Genomic DNA, 15,844 nt, shown 5'->3' with positions numbered 1-15,844 from the left:
TGGCGTTGAGTGTGTATCCAGGGTGGGACTTTGGCCTGATCTGCGCCCTACGTTCACACTCAACACCAAGGTTTCACACTCGACACACGAGCGGCCCTAGTCCTCCGGTATCTCGCGCTCGATCTCCTCGAGCCAGGCCCGCGCGGACATGTCCGACGGCGCTCGCCAGTCCCCACGCGGTGACAGCGAACCGCCATGGGAAACCTTGGGCCCGTTGGGCAGAGCCGAGCGCTTGAACTGGCTGAACGAGTAGAACCGTTCCACGAAAACCTGCAGCCAGTGCCGGATCTCGCTCAGTGAGTAAGAGGGCCGCTTGTTCTCCGGGAAACCCGGCGGCCAGCTGCCGCAGTCGGGATCACTCCAAGCATGCGATGCAAGGAAGGCGATCTTCGACGGGCGGAACCCGAAGCGAAGGATGTGGAACAGCGAAAAGTCCTGCAACGCATACGGTCCGACCTTCGCTTCGCTGCTCTGAATTTCCTCGTCCTCGCCCGAAGGCACTAATTCCGGCGTGATTTCGGTGTCGAGCACCGACTGCAGGGTCTCACATACCTCTTCGTCGAACTGGTCGGACGAAATTACCCAGCGAATCAGGTGCTGGATCAACGTTTTCGGCACGCCGCCGTTGACGTTGTAGTGCGACATCTGGTCACCGACACCATAAGTCGACCAGCCCAGCGCCAGCTCCGACAGGTCACCGGTGCCCAGCACGATGCCGCCGCGCTGATTGGCCAGCCGAAACAGGTAGTCGGTGCGCAGGCCGGCCTGAACGTTCTCGAACGTGACGTCGTAGACCTTTTCCCCGTGCGCGAACGGATGATCCATGTTGGTGAGCATGAGTTGGGCGGTGTCGCTGATGTCGATCTCTTCGAATGTGACGCCCAGGGCCCGCGACAACCTGACCGCGTTGCCCTTGGTGCGATCCCCGGTGGCAAAGCCCGGCAGCGTGAAGGCCAGAATGTCGCTGCGCGGCCGGTTTTCCCGATCCATCGCTCGTGCGGCGACGATCAGCGCATGCGTCGAGTCCAGCCCGCCGGAGATGCCGATGACGATCTTCGGATAGTCCAGCGCCCGCAGGCGTTGCTCAAGCCCGGCGACCTGGATGTTGTAGGCCTCATAGCAATCCTGCTCCAACCGGTTGGGATCGGACGGCACGAACGGAAACCGCTCGACCGCACGTCGCAGTCCGAGATCGCCAATTGGTGGATCCAGCCGGAACTCGACGCGCCGGAACGACTCGGCCGAATCGCGATGGTGGCGCCGGTTGTCGTCGAACGTGCCCATCCGCAGCCGCTCGGAGCGCAGCAGCTCGATGTCGAGGTCGGCGACCGACCGACGTTCACCTTTGGGGAACCGCTCAGATTCAGCGAGCAGCACTCCGTTCTCCCAGATCATGGTCTGGCCGTCCCAGGCCAGGTCGGTCGTCGACTCCCCTTCTCCGGCAGCGGCATACACGTACGCGGCCAGACACCGCGACGATGCCGAGCGGGCCAGCAGGCAGCGGTCCTCGGCGCGACCGATCGTGATCGGGCTGCCGGACAGGTTGGCCAGCACCGTCGCGCCCGCCAGGGCAGCCTCGGCGCTCGGCGGAACCGGCACGAACATGTCCTCACAGATTTCGACGTGCAGCACGAAGTCGGGCACATCAGATGCCGCGAACAACAAGTCGGGGCCGAACGGGGCCTGCATGTCGCCGATCCAGACGGTGCCGCGCTCGGCGTCTCCGGCTGCGATCTGCCGCTGCTCGTAGAACTCCCGATAGGTGGGCAGGTACGACTTGGGCACCACACCGAGCACGACCCCGCGATGGATGACAACAGCGGTGTTGTAGATCCGGTGCCGGTTGCGCAGCGGCGCACCGACGACCAGGACCGGCGACAGGTCGGAGGAGGCCACCACGATGTCGAGCACGGCGATCTCGACCGCATCGAGCAGGACGTCTTGCAGCAGGATGTCCTCGATGGAGTAGCCCGACAGCGCCAACTCCGGGAAGACGGCCAGCCCGACACCGTCGTCGTGGCACTCACGGGCGATCCGCAGTACCGAGTCCGCGTTGGCCGCCGGGTCGGCGATCGCCGTGTGATGGGTGCACGCGGCAACGCGGAAGAACCCCTGGCGGTAAATGTTGTAGAAGTCCATTGCCTTCATATTGTCCCCTGGCCAGCCTCGGCGCCGCATCAGCGGGGCGCGGGACTAGCCGCCGACGGCAGGACGAGGAATTTTGTAGCGTCGGTCTCTCATCCGGAACACGGCGTTGCCGGTGCGACGCTCGGCGGTGTTGGCCATCGGCCCAAGAACACCCGGCGGCAGTGTCCCGCCCGACGTGCCCATCGGCGGGTTTGCCGCCCACGCCGGTAGCGCCCGAAATGCCGTGCCCGTCGCGCCCAGCGGCTCAGCGACGGCCGCCGGAGTTGCCGTGGCCCAGCCCTGCGGAACCGACAATTTGCCCACTCGATCGGCGGTGTTCATGCCGGCGAGCACCTCACCGCGGACTGCTCCAGTCGCCGGTGCCGTGGCCGCGGCCGTGACGGCGGGAGCAGCACCTTTGCCGGCAGCCTTGGCCGCTTGCAGTTCGAGCAAACGAAGCCCTACCCCATAGTTTCCCGCGGAAAACACCGAGTAGGTGACCTGCCAGAGCGGAGTTATTGGCCCGGCGAGGGTATTGAACGTGCTGAAGGCTGTCACGATCGGGCTTGACGCCACGCCCGCGGACGCGTTCACGGACGCGCCGGATGCCAGGCTTTGCAGCTGGGGCAGCGTCGTCTGCGCCTGCTCGGCGGTTGCGGTGCCGACGGCGTGAACGACCGCGGCGGCTTGGGCGGACTGCCCGGCGGGGTTCGTGGTCTGCGGCGGCTCGCTGAACGGGGTCAGCACACTCGCTGCCAACGATGCGGCGGCATAGCCGTACATGGCGGCGGCATCCTGCGCCCACATTTCGGCGTAGGCAGCCTCGGTGGCCGCAATCGCCGGCGTGTTCTGCCCGAAGAAATTCGTGGCGACCAGCGTCGCCAGCTGAGTGCGGTTCGCCGCGACCACCATCGGGGGAACCGTGGCGGCGAATGCGATTTCATAGGCGGCCGCCGCCGCGCGAGCCTGCCCGGCTGCCTGCTCAGCCTGTGCCGCCGTCGTCGTCAGCCAGGCCACAAACGGTGCGGCTGCCCCGGCCATCGCATCCGAGGTACCGCCCGACCAACTCTGGCCGGTCAGCTCCGAGATCGCTGAGGAGTAGCCGGCGGCATAGGAGTCCAGCTGCGCGGCCAGTGCGTCCCAGGCCGACGCATTCGCCATCATCGGCCCAGCCCCGGGACCGGCATACATTCTGGCCGAGTTGACCTCGGGCGGCAGCGCCCCGAAGTCCACCACTTATCCGCCGATGGATGGACGGGGCATCTTGAAGCGGCGCGGCGCGACTTTCAAGACACTGCTGACCGAGTGACGCGCCAACATGCCCGCCATCGGGCCTACGCCGGCAACCGGAGCCCCGGCGGCCGTCCCCGTCGCCGCGGTCTCCTCCAACGACGCGACACTTCCGAGATCCATTTCCGACATCCACAGTGGCTCTTCGACGGCACTGGCCACCGGTGTCGCCGAAGCCCAGCTCTGCGGGACCGACAACCCGCCGATTGGCGCCGCGCGACCCATATTGGCAAGCACCGCGCTGCGAACGGCGTCTGAGGCCAACGACTTGGCCCCGACGGTGACGCCCTGAGTCGCCGCGACGGGCAGGTCGCCGGCCGCTTGGATCTGCGCACGGAGAGCCCCAGTCGCGAAGCTTCCCGCCGACGTGAATGTGCGACTCAGGCCCGCCCCGAGGCTTAACGGACCGGTGAGCGTGTTGAAGGCACTGAATCCGTTGAGGATCGGCGATGCTGCCGCCAGCGCCGAAGCGCTGGTCGACACTCCCGAAGCTCCGGATCCGAGGCCTTGCAGCTGCTGCGGAACCGCCGACATGAATTGCGACAAGGTGGCCTGAGACCGGGTGGCGGTCGAGTTGGCCATCGCGTGCGCTACCGCAGTTGCCTGGTTCGATTGGCCCGCGAGGTTTGTGGTCTGCGGCGGCTCGCTGAACGGCGTCAGCATCGCCGCCGTCGACGAGGACGCGGCATAGCCGTACATCGCGCCGGCATCCTGCGCCCACATCTCGGCATAGGAGGCCTCGGTGGCCGCGATCTGTGTGGTGTTTTGCCCGAAGATGTTGGTTGCGACCAGGTTCGTCAACTGCGTGCGGTTTGCGGTGACGAGCGCCGGCGGCACCGTTGCGGCGAACGCGGTCTCGTAGGCGGCCGCCGCCGCCCGGGCCCGACTGGCCGCCTCCTCCGCCTTCGCCCCCGCTGTCGTCATCCAGGCCACATACGGCGCGGCCGCATCGGCCATCGCGTTCGATGCAGTTCCCGACCAGCCGTCGCCGAGCAATCCCGAGATCGTCGCCTCGTAACCGCGCGAAACCGATTCCAACTGGACGGCGAGGGCATCCCACGCCGAAGCGGCGGCCATCATCGGGCCCGAGCCTGCACCGGCGTACATCCTGGTCGAGTTGACCTCGGGAGGCAGCGCCCCGAAATCCAGCATCAGCATTCCCCTTCTCAGCCATGTCGTGAGACCCGATGGCGCCGGTTGCAAACAGTTCGGCACAAAAACTTGCGCGAGCGCCGCGAAATTGCGGCACGCGTCTGCGTCCGCGTTCGCGATGCGAGCGACAATCCCTCCGGATGTCAGGGCTTCGCGACTACCAAGCTCCATCCAGCTAAGGCGGTCGAGTTTCCTTCTGCGGCAACCAATCCGCTCAACCGCACGGTTCGGAGAGGCAAGCACGCGACAACTGCAGTCAACCGGACCATACGTGAGGTGATGACCCGCCGACTGGCAGCAGCCACCGAAGCCGACGCACGAACTCGCCTCGCCAGCAAACTGTGTGCGTGGTTCGGCTGACGGTGGCCTGTGAACAACCTGCGTGGTAGATGTACGTGTCGCCGAGGTGAATTGCAGGTTGCCGGCCGGCGAGCAACCTGGGCAAAGGTCGCCACGAGTTTCGATCTGGCTGATCCTAAAAGGCCGAGACGTTTCCCCCGACCGGTGTCAATGGTTGTCCACGGGGTATCAAGACCTCATGAGCGACACCGCCGTGCTCGTCGTCGACATGCTGAACAGCTATGAGCATCCCGACGCCGAACTGCTGACCCCGAATGTGGAAAAAATCATCGAGCCGCTGGCCGACCTGATTCGGCGGGTGCGCGAGCGCGACGACGTCGACCTTGTCTATGTCAACGACAACTACGGTGATTTCACCGCGGAGTTCTCCGACATCGTCGACTCGGCGCTCAACGGGGCCCGCCGGGATCTGGTGGAACCGATCCTGCCGCGCCCGGGCTGCCGCATGGTGACCAAAGTCCGGCACAGCGTCTTCTACGCCTCTCCGCTGGAGTATCTGCTCAGCCGGCTGGGCACCAAGAGGTTGATCCTTACCGGGCAGGTCGCCGAGCAATGCATCCTCTACAGCGCGCTGGACGCGTTCGTGCGCCACATCCCAGTCGTGTTACCCACCGACACCGTGGCGCACATCGACGCCGAGTTGGGTGCGGCGGCGCTGAAGATGATGGAATCGAATATGGATGCCGAGTTGACTTCGGCCGCGGACTGCCTGGGCTGATCGGACGTAGTGTCGGACGGGTGGAAACCCCCGAGCTGGTCGCGGTGCTGGCCGGTCGCCGTGTGGCGGTGTTGACGGGCGCAGGGCTGTCCACCGATTCGGGTATCCCCGACTACCGCGGGCCAGATTCCCCGCCCAGCAATCCGATGACGATCCGCCAGTTCGTCGGCGACCCGAAGTTTCGGCAGCGCTATTGGGCCCGCAACCACGTCGGTTGGCGGCACATGGACACCACCCTGCCCAACGCGGGGCATCGGGCGCTGGCCGCGCTGGAGCGGGCCGGCGTGGTAACCGGGGTGATCACCCAAAATGTCGACTTGCTGCACACCAAGGCCGGTAGCGCGGTCGTGATCAATCTGCACGGCAGCTATGCCCAGGTGGTGTGCCTGAGCTGCGGGCAAACCCTGAGCCGGGCGGCGCTGGCCGACACGCTGGAGGCACTCAACCCGGGCTTTGTCGAGCGGACCGAGTCAGTCGGTGGATTGGCGGTGGCTCCCGACGCGGACGCCGTCGTCGTCGACACCGATTCCTTTCGCTACATCGATTGCTGTTGCGGGGGCATGCTCAAGCCCGACATCGTCTACTTCGGCGAAAATGTACCGAAAGACCGCGTTTCCCAGGCGTATTCACTACTCGACGGCGCCGACGCGCTGTTGGTGGCCGGATCGTCGCTGACGGTTTTCTCCGGCTACCGCTTCGTGCGGCACGCCGCCGCGCGCGGGGTCCCGATCGCCATCGTCAACCGAGGAGCCACCCGCGGCGACGATCTGGCCGCGGTCAAAGTCGACGGCGGCTGCTCGGAGTTGTTGACACTGCTGGCCGCCGAGCTGATGCCGAGCACTGTGCTTTAACGCATCAGAACGTGCAGGGCATGCGACGGATGCCGTGGATGAAGTTGCCCGCCAGATAGTCCGGCGTTCCGGCCGCGAAATCCGGCAGCTGTCGGAGCAATTCGCCGAAGATGGCGCGCAATTGCGCTCGGGCCACATGGGTACCCAGGCAGTAGTGTTGCCCGCCGCCGCCAAAACCGACGTGCGGGTTGGGGTCTCGGCTCAAGTCGAAGCGCTCGGGATGGTCGAACACGGTGTCGTCCCAGTTGCCGGAGGCATAGAACATCGCCACCTTCTCGCCGGCCCGGATGGTCTGGCCGCCCAACTCGTAATCGGTTGCCGCCGTACGCCGGAAGGTCATCACCGGCGTGGCGTAGCGGATGAATTCCTCGACAGCCATGCCGATGCGGTTGTCGAAGTCCTCCAGCAGCCACGCTCGCTGCTCCGGGAAGTCGGTGAGTGCCTTGAGGGCATGGCTGGTGGTCTGCCGGGTGGTGTCGTTGCCGGCCACGGCGAGCAACACGAAGAACGCGGCCACGTCGGCGTCGGTCAGCCGGTCACCGTCGACCTCGGCGTTCACCAGGCTGCTGAACAGGTCGTCGCCGGGGTGTTCGCGTCGCTCGGCGGCCAGCCTGCCGGCGACTTGATGCAGATACGTCACGCCTTCGAACATGACCTGCATCGGGTTGCGGCCGTCGAGATAGACCGGATCGTTGATCGACACCAGGGCATCGGCGTGATGCGCGACCTGCTCGCGCTCGGCATCCGGGATGCCCATCATGTCCGACAGCGTGCGCAGCGGCAGTTCCTTGGCGCAGTGCTCGACGAAGTCGGCGCCACTGCCGGCGGCCCGCAATTCCTCGACGATGGTCTTGGCGGCGGCTTTGATCGAGTCCTCGATGCGCCTGACCTGCCGCGGGGTGAACGCGGCACTGGCCAGCTTGCGCAGCTTGGTGTGCCGGGGCGGGTCCATGGCCAGGAAGGACTGCGTGCTTTCAAGCAACTCTTCGGGAAAGTTCTCGAACATCACGCCCTTGCCGGACAAGAACACCTCGTTGGTGCGGCTCACCGTGACGATGTCGGCGTGCCGGGTGATCGCCCAATAACCGGGGTCGTCGGGGTCATTGAGCATCGCGTCTTCGACCGGCGGATGCCAGCTCACCGGCCGTTCGGCCCGCAGCACGGCGAAAGAGCGCTCCCGGTCGGCGGCGGTGGTGGCCCAGAATGCCCGCGAGGACAAGTCGATCGGGTCGTAGCTGCGGATGGGTGCGGGTGTTGCGGTCATCACAGCAACATAATTTAGACATGTTGTCTAGTCAAGATGTCGGTTACACTTCAGCCCATGCCGTCAGTGACTCGAAAACCGCAGGCCAAGCGGCAGGAACGGCGCCAGCACATCGAGCGCCGGCTGCTGGACGCCACCGAGCGGCTGATGCGCGATGGTGCCAGCTTCACCGAACTGTCCGTGGACCGGTTGTCCGGCGAGGCCGGGATCTCGCGGGCCAGCTTCTACATCTACTTCGAGGACAAGGGCGATCTCGTGCGCCGGCTCGCCGGGCAGGTGTTCGGTGACCTTGCCGACGCCGCCGAACGCTGGTGGAGCGTGGCGTGGCGCCACGATCCCGGCGACGTCCGGGCCGCGATGACGGCCATCATCGCCAGCTATCGCCGTCATCAACCACTGTTGGTGGCGCTCAATGAGATGGCGGCCTACGACCCGTTGGTGAACGCGGCGTACCGCGATCAGCTGACCGGTATTTCGGCGCGAGTGACCCGGGTCATCGAGGATGGCCAGGCCGCCGGGTCTATCCGCCGCGCGCTGCCGGCGGCCACCACAGCCAGTGCGCTGACCTGGATGGTCGAGCGGAGCTGCCAGCAGAATCTTCCGGGCACCCCGTCCACCAACGATGCCGATTTGGCCACCGCATTGACCGAAATCGTATGGAGCGCGCTGTATCTGGAGCCAATTCCGTAGCGCTACACGGCAACCAGATCGTCGGCGTGTACGGCCGGCCGGCGCAATTCGGCGGGCAACTCGGAGGTCGACCGGCCGATCATCGTGCTCAGTTCCGCTGCGTCGTAGGCGACGACGCCGCGGGCCACCATGACCGAATCCGGGCCGCGCAGTTCGATGACGTCGCCACCGTGAAACCGGCCCGACAGCGCGGTGATACCCGCGGGCAGCAGCGAACGGCGCTGCTCCACGACCGCGCGCACCGCGCCCTCGTCCAGAGTCAGCGAACCGGCCGAGTCGGCGGCGTAGCGCACCCAGAACCGGCGCGCCGACATCCGCTGCGACCGCGCGGCGAACACGGTGCCCACCGAGGCGTCTCCCAGCGCGGTCGCGGCGTCGGCGGCGGCGGCCAACAGCACCGGCACGCCCGCATCGGCGGCCAGCAGCGCCGAGGACACCTTCGATGCCATACCACCGGTGCCCAAATGGCTGCTCTGGCCGGCCACCACGCCATCGAGATCGGCGGGCCCGCAGACTTCGGTGATGAAGGACGCCGAACCTTTCCGCGGATCGGAGTCGTAGAGCCCGTCGATGTCGGAGAGCAGCACCAGCGCGTCGGCACCGACCAGATGGGCCACCAGTGCCGAAAGCCGGTCGTTGTCACCGAACCGAATCTCGTTGGTGGCCACCGTGTCGTTCTCGTTGACGATGGCCACGGCATGTAGCGCCCGCAGCCGATCCAAAGTGCGCTGAGCGTTGGTGTGCTGCACCCGCATCGAAATGTCGTGCGCGGTCAGCAGGACCTGCCCGACTGCGCGCTGATAGCGAGCGAACGCCGCGCTCCACGAGTTCACCAGCGCCACCTGCCCCACGCTGGCCGCTGCCTGCTTGGTCGCCAAATCTGTTGGCCGGCGGTGTAATCCAAGCGGTTCGATGCCTGCGGCAATAGCTCCGGAGGAGACGATGACCACGTCGGAGCCCGCTTTCATGCGCGCCTCGATAGCCTCGGCGAGGCCGGCCAGTCGTCCGGCGTCGAACACCCCTGTCGAGGTGGTCAACGCGGTAGTGCCGATTTTGACCACGACGCGGCGCGCGCCGCGGACGGCCTCGCGCGCGGTCATGAGTCGTGCTCGCGACGTCGGCGGCGGGCCGCTTTGCGTTCGGCGGCGCCGACGCGCTCGGTGTGCTCCAGGCGTGCGTCGGTACCGCGGCCGGACAGTGCGACGTCGACCCCGGCGGGGGTTTGGGGCTCCCAGTCGAAGGTCATCTCGCCGATCGTGACTGCGCAACCCGGTTGCGCGCCCAACCGCAGCAGCTCGTCCTCGACGCCCAGCCGCGCCAACCGGTCACCCAGATAGCCGACCGCCTCGTCGTTGTCGAAGTTGGTCTGGGTAATCCAGCGTTCGGGCCGCGCGCCACGCACCACAAACCCGCCCTCACCGTCGGACGCCACGGTGAAGCCGGCTTCGTCGACCGGGATCGGGCGGATCACCGGGCGTCGCGGCGCCAACACCGGCTGCGCGGCCTGATACTCCGCAACCATCTCAGACAGTGCGAATATCAACGGCTGCAGACCCTCCCGGGCCACGGTCGACACCGTGAAGACGGGCCAGCCGCGTTCGGCGATGTCATCGTGGACGAACTCGGCCAGTTCGCGGGCCTCCGGCACGTCGATCTTGTTGAGGACGACCGCCCGAGGCCGTTCGGCAAGGTCGCCAAGTGTCGAATCCCCTTGTAACGTCGGCGTATACGCGGTCAGCTCGGCTTCCAGCGCGTCGATGTCAGAGATCGGGTCGCGGCCCGGCTCGGCGGTGGCGCAGTCGACGACGTGTACCAGCACCGCGCACCGCTCGATGTGCCGCAGAAAGTCCAGCCCCAAACCGCGGCCCTGCGAGGCGCCCGGGATCAGTCCGGGTACGTCGGCGACAGTGAACGTGCGCTCCCCCGCCGAGACCACCCCGAGATTGGGCACCAGGGTGGTGAACGGATAGTCGGCGATCTTGGGCTTGGCCGCCGAAATCGTCGACACCAGAGACGATTTGCCGGCTGACGGAAACCCGATCAGGCCGACGTCGGCAACGGTCTTGAGCTCCAGCGTGAGGTCGTGGACCTGCCCCTTCTCACCGAGTAGCGCAAATCCCGGCGCCTTGCGGGCCCGTGACGCCAGCGCCGCATTGCCCAGCCCGCCACGTCCACCGGCAGCGGCCTCAAAGCGGCTGCCGGCGCCGACTAAATCGGCCAGCAACTGGCCACGCTCGTCGAGCACGACGGTGCCGTCGGGAACCTTGACTTCCAGATCCGCGCCGGCCGCACCGTCGCGGTGGCCCCCCATGCCCTGCCTGCCCGAAGGCGCAACGACATGCGGGCGGAAGTGGAAGTCCAGCAAGGTGTGCACTTGCGGGTCGACAACAAGCACGACGCTGCCGCCCCGGCCGCCGTTGCCGCCGTCGGGACCGCCGAGCGGCTTGAATTTCTCGCGATGTACGGAGGCGCAGCCGTTACCGCCAGAGCCTGCCCGCACGTGGATGACGACGCGATCGACAAACCGAGCCATCGCTTACCACTCCTCCGAATGTAACGTCAGGGCGGAAAAATACTCGCGAGGCCGCCGCACCGTTACGCTCGCGAAGCTTTAGGCCTCCGGGACGATGTTGACCATCTTGCGGCCGCGCTTGACGCCGAACTCGACGGCACCGGCCGCCTTGGCGAACAGCGTGTCGTCGCCGCCGCGGCCGACGTTGACGCCGGGGTGGAAATGCGTGCCGCGCTGGCGAACCAGGATCTCACCGGCCTTGACGACCTGACCACCGAACCGCTTGACGCCGAGCCGCTGGGCGGCGGAATCGCGACCGTTGCGTGAGCTTGAAGCGCCCTTCTTGTGTGCCATGGTGTGGTCTCCTGCTACTTGATGCCGGTGACCTTCAGGACCGTCAGCTGCTGACGATGACCCTGACGCTTGTGGTAGCCGGTCTTGTTCTTGAACTTGTGGATACGGATCTTGGGTCCCTTGGTGTGCTCGAGGACCTCCCCGGTCACGGCGACCTTGGCCAGGGCGCTGGCGTCAGTGGTGACCGTGGCTCCGTCGACGACCAGGGCGACCGGCAGCGACACGTTCGCGCCGGGCTCGGAGTCGAGCTTTTCGACCTTGACGACGTCTCCGACCGCGACCTTGTACTGCTTACCGCCGGTCTTGACGATTGCGTAGGTCGCCATCGTTACGTCTACCTCTTCTTCTTCAGGCGCGCGCTATCCAAAGATGCGCAGTGGTCGGGGAGCGCCGGCCTGTCAGGCCTGGCGACAACTGGTCCAGGGTACTTGACCAGCGACTAAGGGGTCAAACCGGGCGGGTTCAACTGCGGCGACCCGCAGCGCGCGGCTACGCCCCGCTTGCGATCGCCGCGCTAGTCCTCGTGCGTCGGTGGGCCGGCCGGCCGTGCCGCGGCCCGCCGCCGGCGGGGTCGCTCGGCAGCCGGCGCGCTGGTGCCGGAGGCATCCGGTTCGCTGGACTCCTGGTCGGCGCCGACATCGAGGTCCTCGTCGAGGTCGAGATCCTCTTCTGCTTCGTCGTCGTCTCCGTCGTCGTCGAGGTCCTCGTCTTCGATGTCTTCGTCGTCGTCGAGTTCGACTTCGTCGTCATCGTCGTCGTCTTCGTCGGTGTCCTCGTCGGTGTCCTCGAAGTCGCCGTCGTCCAAATCTTCCTCGGCGACCTCGCTGGCGACCTGCTCTTCGACCGGCTCGTCGGCGTCTTCTCGGCCTTCGCCGGCTGCTTCATCGGTGAGCTCGGAGTCGTCGGCGTCCTCGTCGTGGCGGCCGTTGGCCGCGGCCATCGCCTTGAACATCGGGTGCTCGCCGGGCGCGTGTGCGGGCACCTTGGCCACCGCGGCGTCCTCGGTCTTGTTCTTCTTGGAGCGCCGTCCGCGTCGGCCGCCCTCCGATTTGCGCCCGGTCCCCGAGCTGGAGTCGACGGGATCGGCGTGCAGCGTGATGCCGCGGCCAGTGCAGTGCGGGCAGGTGGTCGAGAACGCCTCGACCAGCCCGGTGCCCAGCCGCTTGCGGGTGAGCTGCACCAGACCCAGCGACGTCACCTCGGACACCTGGTGGCGGGTGCGGTCCCGGGCCAGCGCTTCGGTCAGCCGGCGCAGCACCAGGTCGCGGTTGGACTCCAGAACCATGTCGATGAAGTCGATGACGACAATCCCGCCGATATCGCGCAGCCGCAGCTGGCGGACGATCTCCTCGGCGGCTTCCAGGTTGTTCTTGGTGACCGTCTGCTCGAGGTTGCCACCCGAACCGGTGAACTTGCCGGTGTTGACGTCGACGACGGTCATGGCCTCGGTGCGGTCGATCACCAGCGTGCCGCCCGAGGGCAGCCAGACCTTGCGGTCCATCGCCTTGGCCAGTTGCTCGTCGATGCGGTGCACGGCGAACACGTCGGGTCCGGTCCCGCCGTCCGGGCCGGCGGCGCTCTCATATTTGTTCAGCTTCGAAACTAGTTCGGGTGCAACGGAATTCACGTAGTCGTTGATGGTTTCCCAGGCTTCGTCACCGGAGACGATCAGTTCGGCGAAGTCTTCGTTGAACAGGTCGCGGATGACCTTGACCAGCACGTCGGGCTCTTCGTAGAGCGCGACGGCGGCGCCGGCGGCTTTCTCCTTGGTCTCGGTGGCGGTGGCTTCGATCTGCGTCCAGCGTTCCTGCAGACGGTTGACGTCCGCGCGGATGTCGTCTTCTTTGACGCCTTCGGAGGCGGTGCGGATGATCACGCCGGCGTCGGGCGGCACCACCTCCCGCAGGATCTCCTTGAGCCGCTGACGTTCGGTGTCGGGCAGCTTGCGGCTGATCCCGGTCGACGACGCGCCCGGCACGTACACCAGGTAACGCCCCGGCAGCGACACCTGGGTGGTCAACCGCGCACCCTTGTGCCCGACCGGATCCTTGCTGACCTGCACCACGACGTAGTCGCCGGGTTTGAGGGCCTGCTCGATCTTGCGGTTGGCCCCGCCCAGGCCGGCGGCTTCCCAGTTCACCTCACCGGCGTAGAGCACGCCGTTGCGGCCGCGACCGATGTCGACGAACGCCGCCTCCATCGACGGCAGCACGTTTTGCACGATGCCCAGATAGATATTGCCCACCAGCGAAGCCGAGGCCGCACTGGTGACGAAATGTTCGACGACGATGCCGTCCTCGAGCACGGCGATTTGGGTGTAGCGGGCGCCGGGGTGCGGCGGTTCGGTGCGGACCTTGTCGCGCACCACCATCACCCGTTCGACGGCCTCGCGACGGGCCAGGAACTCGGCCTCGCTGAGCACGGGGGGCCGGCGGCGGCCGGCGTCGCGGCCGTCGCGGCGACGCTGCCGTTTGGCCTCCAACCGAGTCGACCCGTTGATGCCCTGGATTTCGGAGGTGCCGCTGTCGTCGCTGCTTTTGTTGGCGCGCGGGGCGCGCTCGTGCACCACGGTGTTGGGTGGATCGTCCGGCGAGGGGCTGTCGTCGGCGTCGTCTGACGAACCGGTCTTGCGACGACGACGGCGCCGGCGGCGCCGGCTGCCGGCTTCCGTCGAGCCGTTCTCGTCGTCGCCGTCGTCAGCGTCGTCCGACTCGCCACCGTCGGTAGCAGCCGAATCCTGTTCGGCATCGGCGTCGTCGGACTGGCCGCGGTTGTCCGGTCCTTGCTCGCCGCGACCGCGGCCACGACCGCGCCGGCCACGACGGCGTCGCCGGTTGGCCGGACGATCGGTCTGTTCGTCGTCACTGTCTTCGTCGTCGTCTTCGGCGTCGTCCTCGTCACCGGAGTCGTCGCCGGCGGCCTTGTCGATCGGCTGCGGCGCGACGAACAGCGGCATGTATTCGGGACGCTCGGCCGTCGTCTCGAGCATGAGCCGGGATTCGGGTTCGTCTGATTCGGCGGTCTTGGCCGCCACTGCCTCCACCGGGTGTGCAGCGGCCAGCAGGTCGCGCACCCGGACCGCGTCGACGCGATCCACGCTGGAATGCGCGCTGCGGATCCGCCCGTCGAGTTCGGTGAGCGCGTCGAGCACTCGCCTGCTGGTGGTACCCAGCGCCCGGGCCAGCGAATGGACCCTCAGCCGGTCGGGTAACTCCTCGTGCCGGGACGCGTCTTCTGGAAGGTCTGAGGATGGGGCATCGTCTATCACGTAATCTCCTCAAGCCCCCGGGCGCGTCGGGCAGACGCGGCCACGCGAGGGCTTCGCTATGTACCCGGGTCACTTCTCCCGGGCTTGTGATGGTCTCGCCCCGAGCGGCTCGTATGGAACCCACCCGGCGCCGGTCTGAATGATGGCTGGACACTCGGCGCCGCACCACGGATCGCGGTGGTCGCGCTTGTCTAAGTCTTCATTCGGGCTTCGGACGCCGGTCCGGCGACGTTCACCCGTCCTCCAGTATCCCATACGGTCGGCTCGAGACGGACCAAGTGCGCCGACTAACGACCCACCCGGCGGCTGCCGAGCCTGCGGCCAGCGCGTCGAGCCGCGTCCAGGGTGCAAATCTGCGGAGACCGACGCCCTCAGCGCAGTCTCGGCGTCGAGCCGGGCTAGCGCTCGGCGAACCAGAGCGCGATCTCGCGTTCGGCCGACTCCACCGAATCCGAGCCGTGCACCAGGTTGAACTGGGTTTCCAGCCCGAAATCGCCGCGGATGGTGCCAGGCGCGGCCTTCTCCACCGGATCGGTGCCGCCGGCGAGTTGCCGCACCGCCGCGACGGCTCGCGGCCCCTCCACGATGGCCGCGACCACCCCGCCCGACGTGATGAATTCCAGCAGGGATTCGAAAAACGGTTTGCCCTCATGCTCCGCATAGTGGTCGCGGGCCAGGGCCGCGCCGACGTCGCGCAGTTCCAGCGCCGCGATCGTCAGACCTTTGCGCTCGATTCGGCCCAGGATCTCGCCCACCAGCCGCCGCTGCACCCCGTCGGGCTTGATCAACAGCAAAGTCCGCTCAGTCATAAGCGCCGCTCCTCGTCATGGGTGCGCACTGCATCGTCGCTGGCGCGGGTCACGGCGGACAAGCGTACCGGCTGCTCAATCCGGCGGTTGGCGCTGGCCGGGCAACATGCCGCGTTGCTGGCGGCGCAAAACCTCGGCGCGGAAATACGCGATCAGCGCCCACACGCCGCCGAATACCAGCCCGATGAACCCGATACCGGGGTACACCAGGAAGCCGGCGATGAGCACCAGCTGCGCGGCCAGGTTCACCCAGATGGCCCACGGCCGTCCCTGCAGCCCTGCCAACAGCACCAAGAGCACCGCCAGACCGATCAGATATCCCAATGCGAACGGGGTGAGGCCGCCGCCGACCGCGCCGACGACTGGCAGCGCCAGCAGCACCACGATCGCCTCCAGGATCAGCGTGCCGGCCATCACGCCGCGAAAGCTCTTCCACGGGTCGGGTGCGG

Annotated in this window: 14 protein-coding genes; 3 read left to right on the top strand and 11 right to left on the bottom strand. The window is 67.0% G+C overall.

Annotated elements, in window-relative coordinates:
* Window positions 1-96: 96 nt before the first annotated feature.
* The 3 genes from AC5Y42_RS10440 to AC5Y42_RS10430 are packed head-to-tail and all read right to left on the bottom strand — an operon-like array spanning window position 97 to window position 4,569.
* Window positions 97-2,139: an NAD(+) synthase gene (locus AC5Y42_RS10440; RefSeq protein ID WP_499897887.1), complete on the bottom strand. Its 2,043-nt coding sequence runs from the start codon at window positions 2,137-2,139 to the stop codon at window positions 97-99.
* 54 nt (window positions 2,140-2,193) lie between these two features.
* On the bottom strand, window positions 2,194-3,360 hold the full coding sequence (locus AC5Y42_RS10435; RefSeq protein WP_499897885.1) for a PPE family protein: 1,167 nt from the start codon (window positions 3,358-3,360) through the stop codon (window positions 2,194-2,196).
* Window positions 3,361-3,363: 3 nt separating this feature from the next.
* Window positions 3,364-4,569, bottom strand: coding sequence for a PPE family protein, SVP subgroup (locus tag AC5Y42_RS10430; RefSeq protein WP_499897884.1), 1,206 nt, complete (start codon window positions 4,567-4,569; stop codon window positions 3,364-3,366).
* Between the two features lie 538 nt (window positions 4,570-5,107).
* Between AC5Y42_RS10430 and AC5Y42_RS10425 the strand changes: the two genes are divergently transcribed.
* Both AC5Y42_RS10425 and AC5Y42_RS10420 read left to right on the top strand, forming a co-directional pair.
* Window positions 5,108-5,647, top strand: coding sequence for a cysteine hydrolase family protein (locus AC5Y42_RS10425; RefSeq protein WP_499897882.1), 540 nt, complete (start codon window positions 5,108-5,110; stop codon window positions 5,645-5,647).
* Window positions 5,648-5,667: 20 nt separating this feature from the next.
* Entirely contained in the window at window positions 5,668-6,498 is an 831-nt protein-coding gene (locus AC5Y42_RS10420) for a Sir2 family NAD-dependent protein deacetylase (RefSeq protein WP_499897881.1), read from the top strand.
* A gap of 4 nt (window positions 6,499-6,502) precedes the next feature.
* On the opposite strand, the gene AC5Y42_RS10415 is transcribed toward AC5Y42_RS10420, so the two are convergent.
* Window positions 6,503-7,762, bottom strand: coding sequence for a cytochrome P450 (locus AC5Y42_RS10415; RefSeq protein WP_499897880.1), 1,260 nt, complete (start codon window positions 7,760-7,762; stop codon window positions 6,503-6,505).
* A 57-nt stretch (window positions 7,763-7,819) separates the two neighbouring features.
* On the opposite strand from AC5Y42_RS10415, the gene AC5Y42_RS10410 reads away from it, so the two are divergent.
* Entirely contained in the window at window positions 7,820-8,452 is a 633-nt protein-coding gene (locus AC5Y42_RS10410) for a TetR/AcrR family transcriptional regulator (RefSeq protein WP_499897879.1), read from the top strand.
* Window positions 8,453-8,454: 2 nt separating this feature from the next.
* Here AC5Y42_RS10410 and proB read toward each other — a convergent pair whose 3' ends face one another.
* The 7 genes from proB to AC5Y42_RS10375 all read right to left on the bottom strand — a co-directional run bounded on the left by proB (window position 8,455) and on the right by AC5Y42_RS10375 (window position 15,809).
* Window positions 8,455-9,552, bottom strand: a complete 1,098-nt coding sequence (proB, locus tag AC5Y42_RS10405) for a glutamate 5-kinase (protein WP_499897878.1) — start codon at window positions 9,550-9,552, stop codon at window positions 8,455-8,457.
* Window positions 9,549-10,985, bottom strand: a complete 1,437-nt coding sequence (gene obgE, locus AC5Y42_RS10400; RefSeq protein WP_499897877.1) for a GTPase ObgE — start codon at window positions 10,983-10,985, stop codon at window positions 9,549-9,551. The genes proB and obgE overlap by 4 nt, the downstream gene beginning before the upstream one ends.
* A gap of 78 nt (window positions 10,986-11,063) precedes the next feature.
* Window positions 11,064-11,318, bottom strand: coding sequence for a 50S ribosomal protein L27 (gene rpmA / locus AC5Y42_RS10395; RefSeq protein ID WP_065016721.1), 255 nt, complete (start codon window positions 11,316-11,318; stop codon window positions 11,064-11,066).
* 14 nt (window positions 11,319-11,332) lie between these two features.
* Window positions 11,333-11,644 carry a 50S ribosomal protein L21 gene (rplU, locus tag AC5Y42_RS10390; RefSeq protein WP_499897876.1) on the bottom strand — a complete coding sequence of 104 codons (312 nt, stop codon included), beginning with the start codon at window positions 11,642-11,644 and terminating at the stop codon, window positions 11,333-11,335.
* Between the two features lie 188 nt (window positions 11,645-11,832).
* Window positions 11,833-14,586: a ribonuclease E gene (gene rne, locus AC5Y42_RS10385; RefSeq protein WP_499897875.1), complete on the bottom strand. Its 2,754-nt coding sequence runs from the start codon at window positions 14,584-14,586 to the stop codon at window positions 11,833-11,835.
* Between the two features lie 398 nt (window positions 14,587-14,984).
* On the bottom strand, window positions 14,985-15,395 hold the full coding sequence (gene ndk / locus AC5Y42_RS10380; protein ID WP_499897874.1) for a nucleoside-diphosphate kinase: 411 nt from the start codon (window positions 15,393-15,395) through the stop codon (window positions 14,985-14,987).
* Window positions 15,396-15,470: 75 nt separating this feature from the next.
* Window positions 15,471-15,809 carry a DUF4233 domain-containing protein gene (locus AC5Y42_RS10375; protein ID WP_499898125.1) on the bottom strand — a complete coding sequence of 113 codons (339 nt, stop codon included), beginning with the start codon at window positions 15,807-15,809 and terminating at the stop codon, window positions 15,471-15,473.
* Window positions 15,810-15,844: the final 35 nt, after the last annotated feature.

The sequence above is a fragment of the Mycobacterium sp. NGS48 genome, assembly GCF_059812585.1.
This window is presented reverse-complemented; position numbering and strand designations above follow the sequence as displayed.

What these genes read in the sequence shown, in the direction of transcription:
- rplU (WP_499897876.1), bottom strand. Translation starts at nt 11,644, where the DNA reads ATGGCGACCTACGCAATCGTCAAGACCGGCGGTAAGCAGTACAAGGTC.
- AC5Y42_RS10440 (WP_499897887.1), bottom strand. Translation starts at nt 2,139, where the DNA reads ATGGACTTCTACAACATTTACCGCCAGGGGTTCTTCCGCGTTGCCGCG.
- AC5Y42_RS10415 (WP_499897880.1), bottom strand. Translation starts at nt 7,762, where the DNA reads ATGACCGCAACACCCGCACCCATCCGCAGCTACGACCCGATCGACTTG.
- AC5Y42_RS10425 (WP_499897882.1), top strand. Translation starts at nt 5,108, where the DNA reads ATGAGCGACACCGCCGTGCTCGTCGTCGACATGCTGAACAGCTATGAG.
- rpmA (WP_065016721.1), bottom strand. Translation starts at nt 11,318, where the DNA reads ATGGCACACAAGAAGGGCGCTTCAAGCTCACGCAACGGTCGCGATTCC.
- AC5Y42_RS10410 (WP_499897879.1), top strand. Translation starts at nt 7,820, where the DNA reads ATGCCGTCAGTGACTCGAAAACCGCAGGCCAAGCGGCAGGAACGGCGC.
- obgE (WP_499897877.1), bottom strand. Translation starts at nt 10,985, where the DNA reads ATGGCTCGGTTTGTCGATCGCGTCGTCATCCACGTGCGGGCAGGCTCT.
- AC5Y42_RS10430 (WP_499897884.1), bottom strand. Translation starts at nt 4,569, where the DNA reads ATGCTGGATTTCGGGGCGCTGCCTCCCGAGGTCAACTCGACCAGGATG.
- AC5Y42_RS10375 (WP_499898125.1), bottom strand. Translation starts at nt 15,809, where the DNA reads ATGGCCGGCACGCTGATCCTGGAGGCGATCGTGGTGCTGCTGGCGCTG.
- proB (WP_499897878.1), bottom strand. Translation starts at nt 9,552, where the DNA reads ATGACCGCGCGCGAGGCCGTCCGCGGCGCGCGCCGCGTCGTGGTCAAA.
- ndk (WP_499897874.1), bottom strand. Translation starts at nt 15,395, where the DNA reads ATGACTGAGCGGACTTTGCTGTTGATCAAGCCCGACGGGGTGCAGCGG.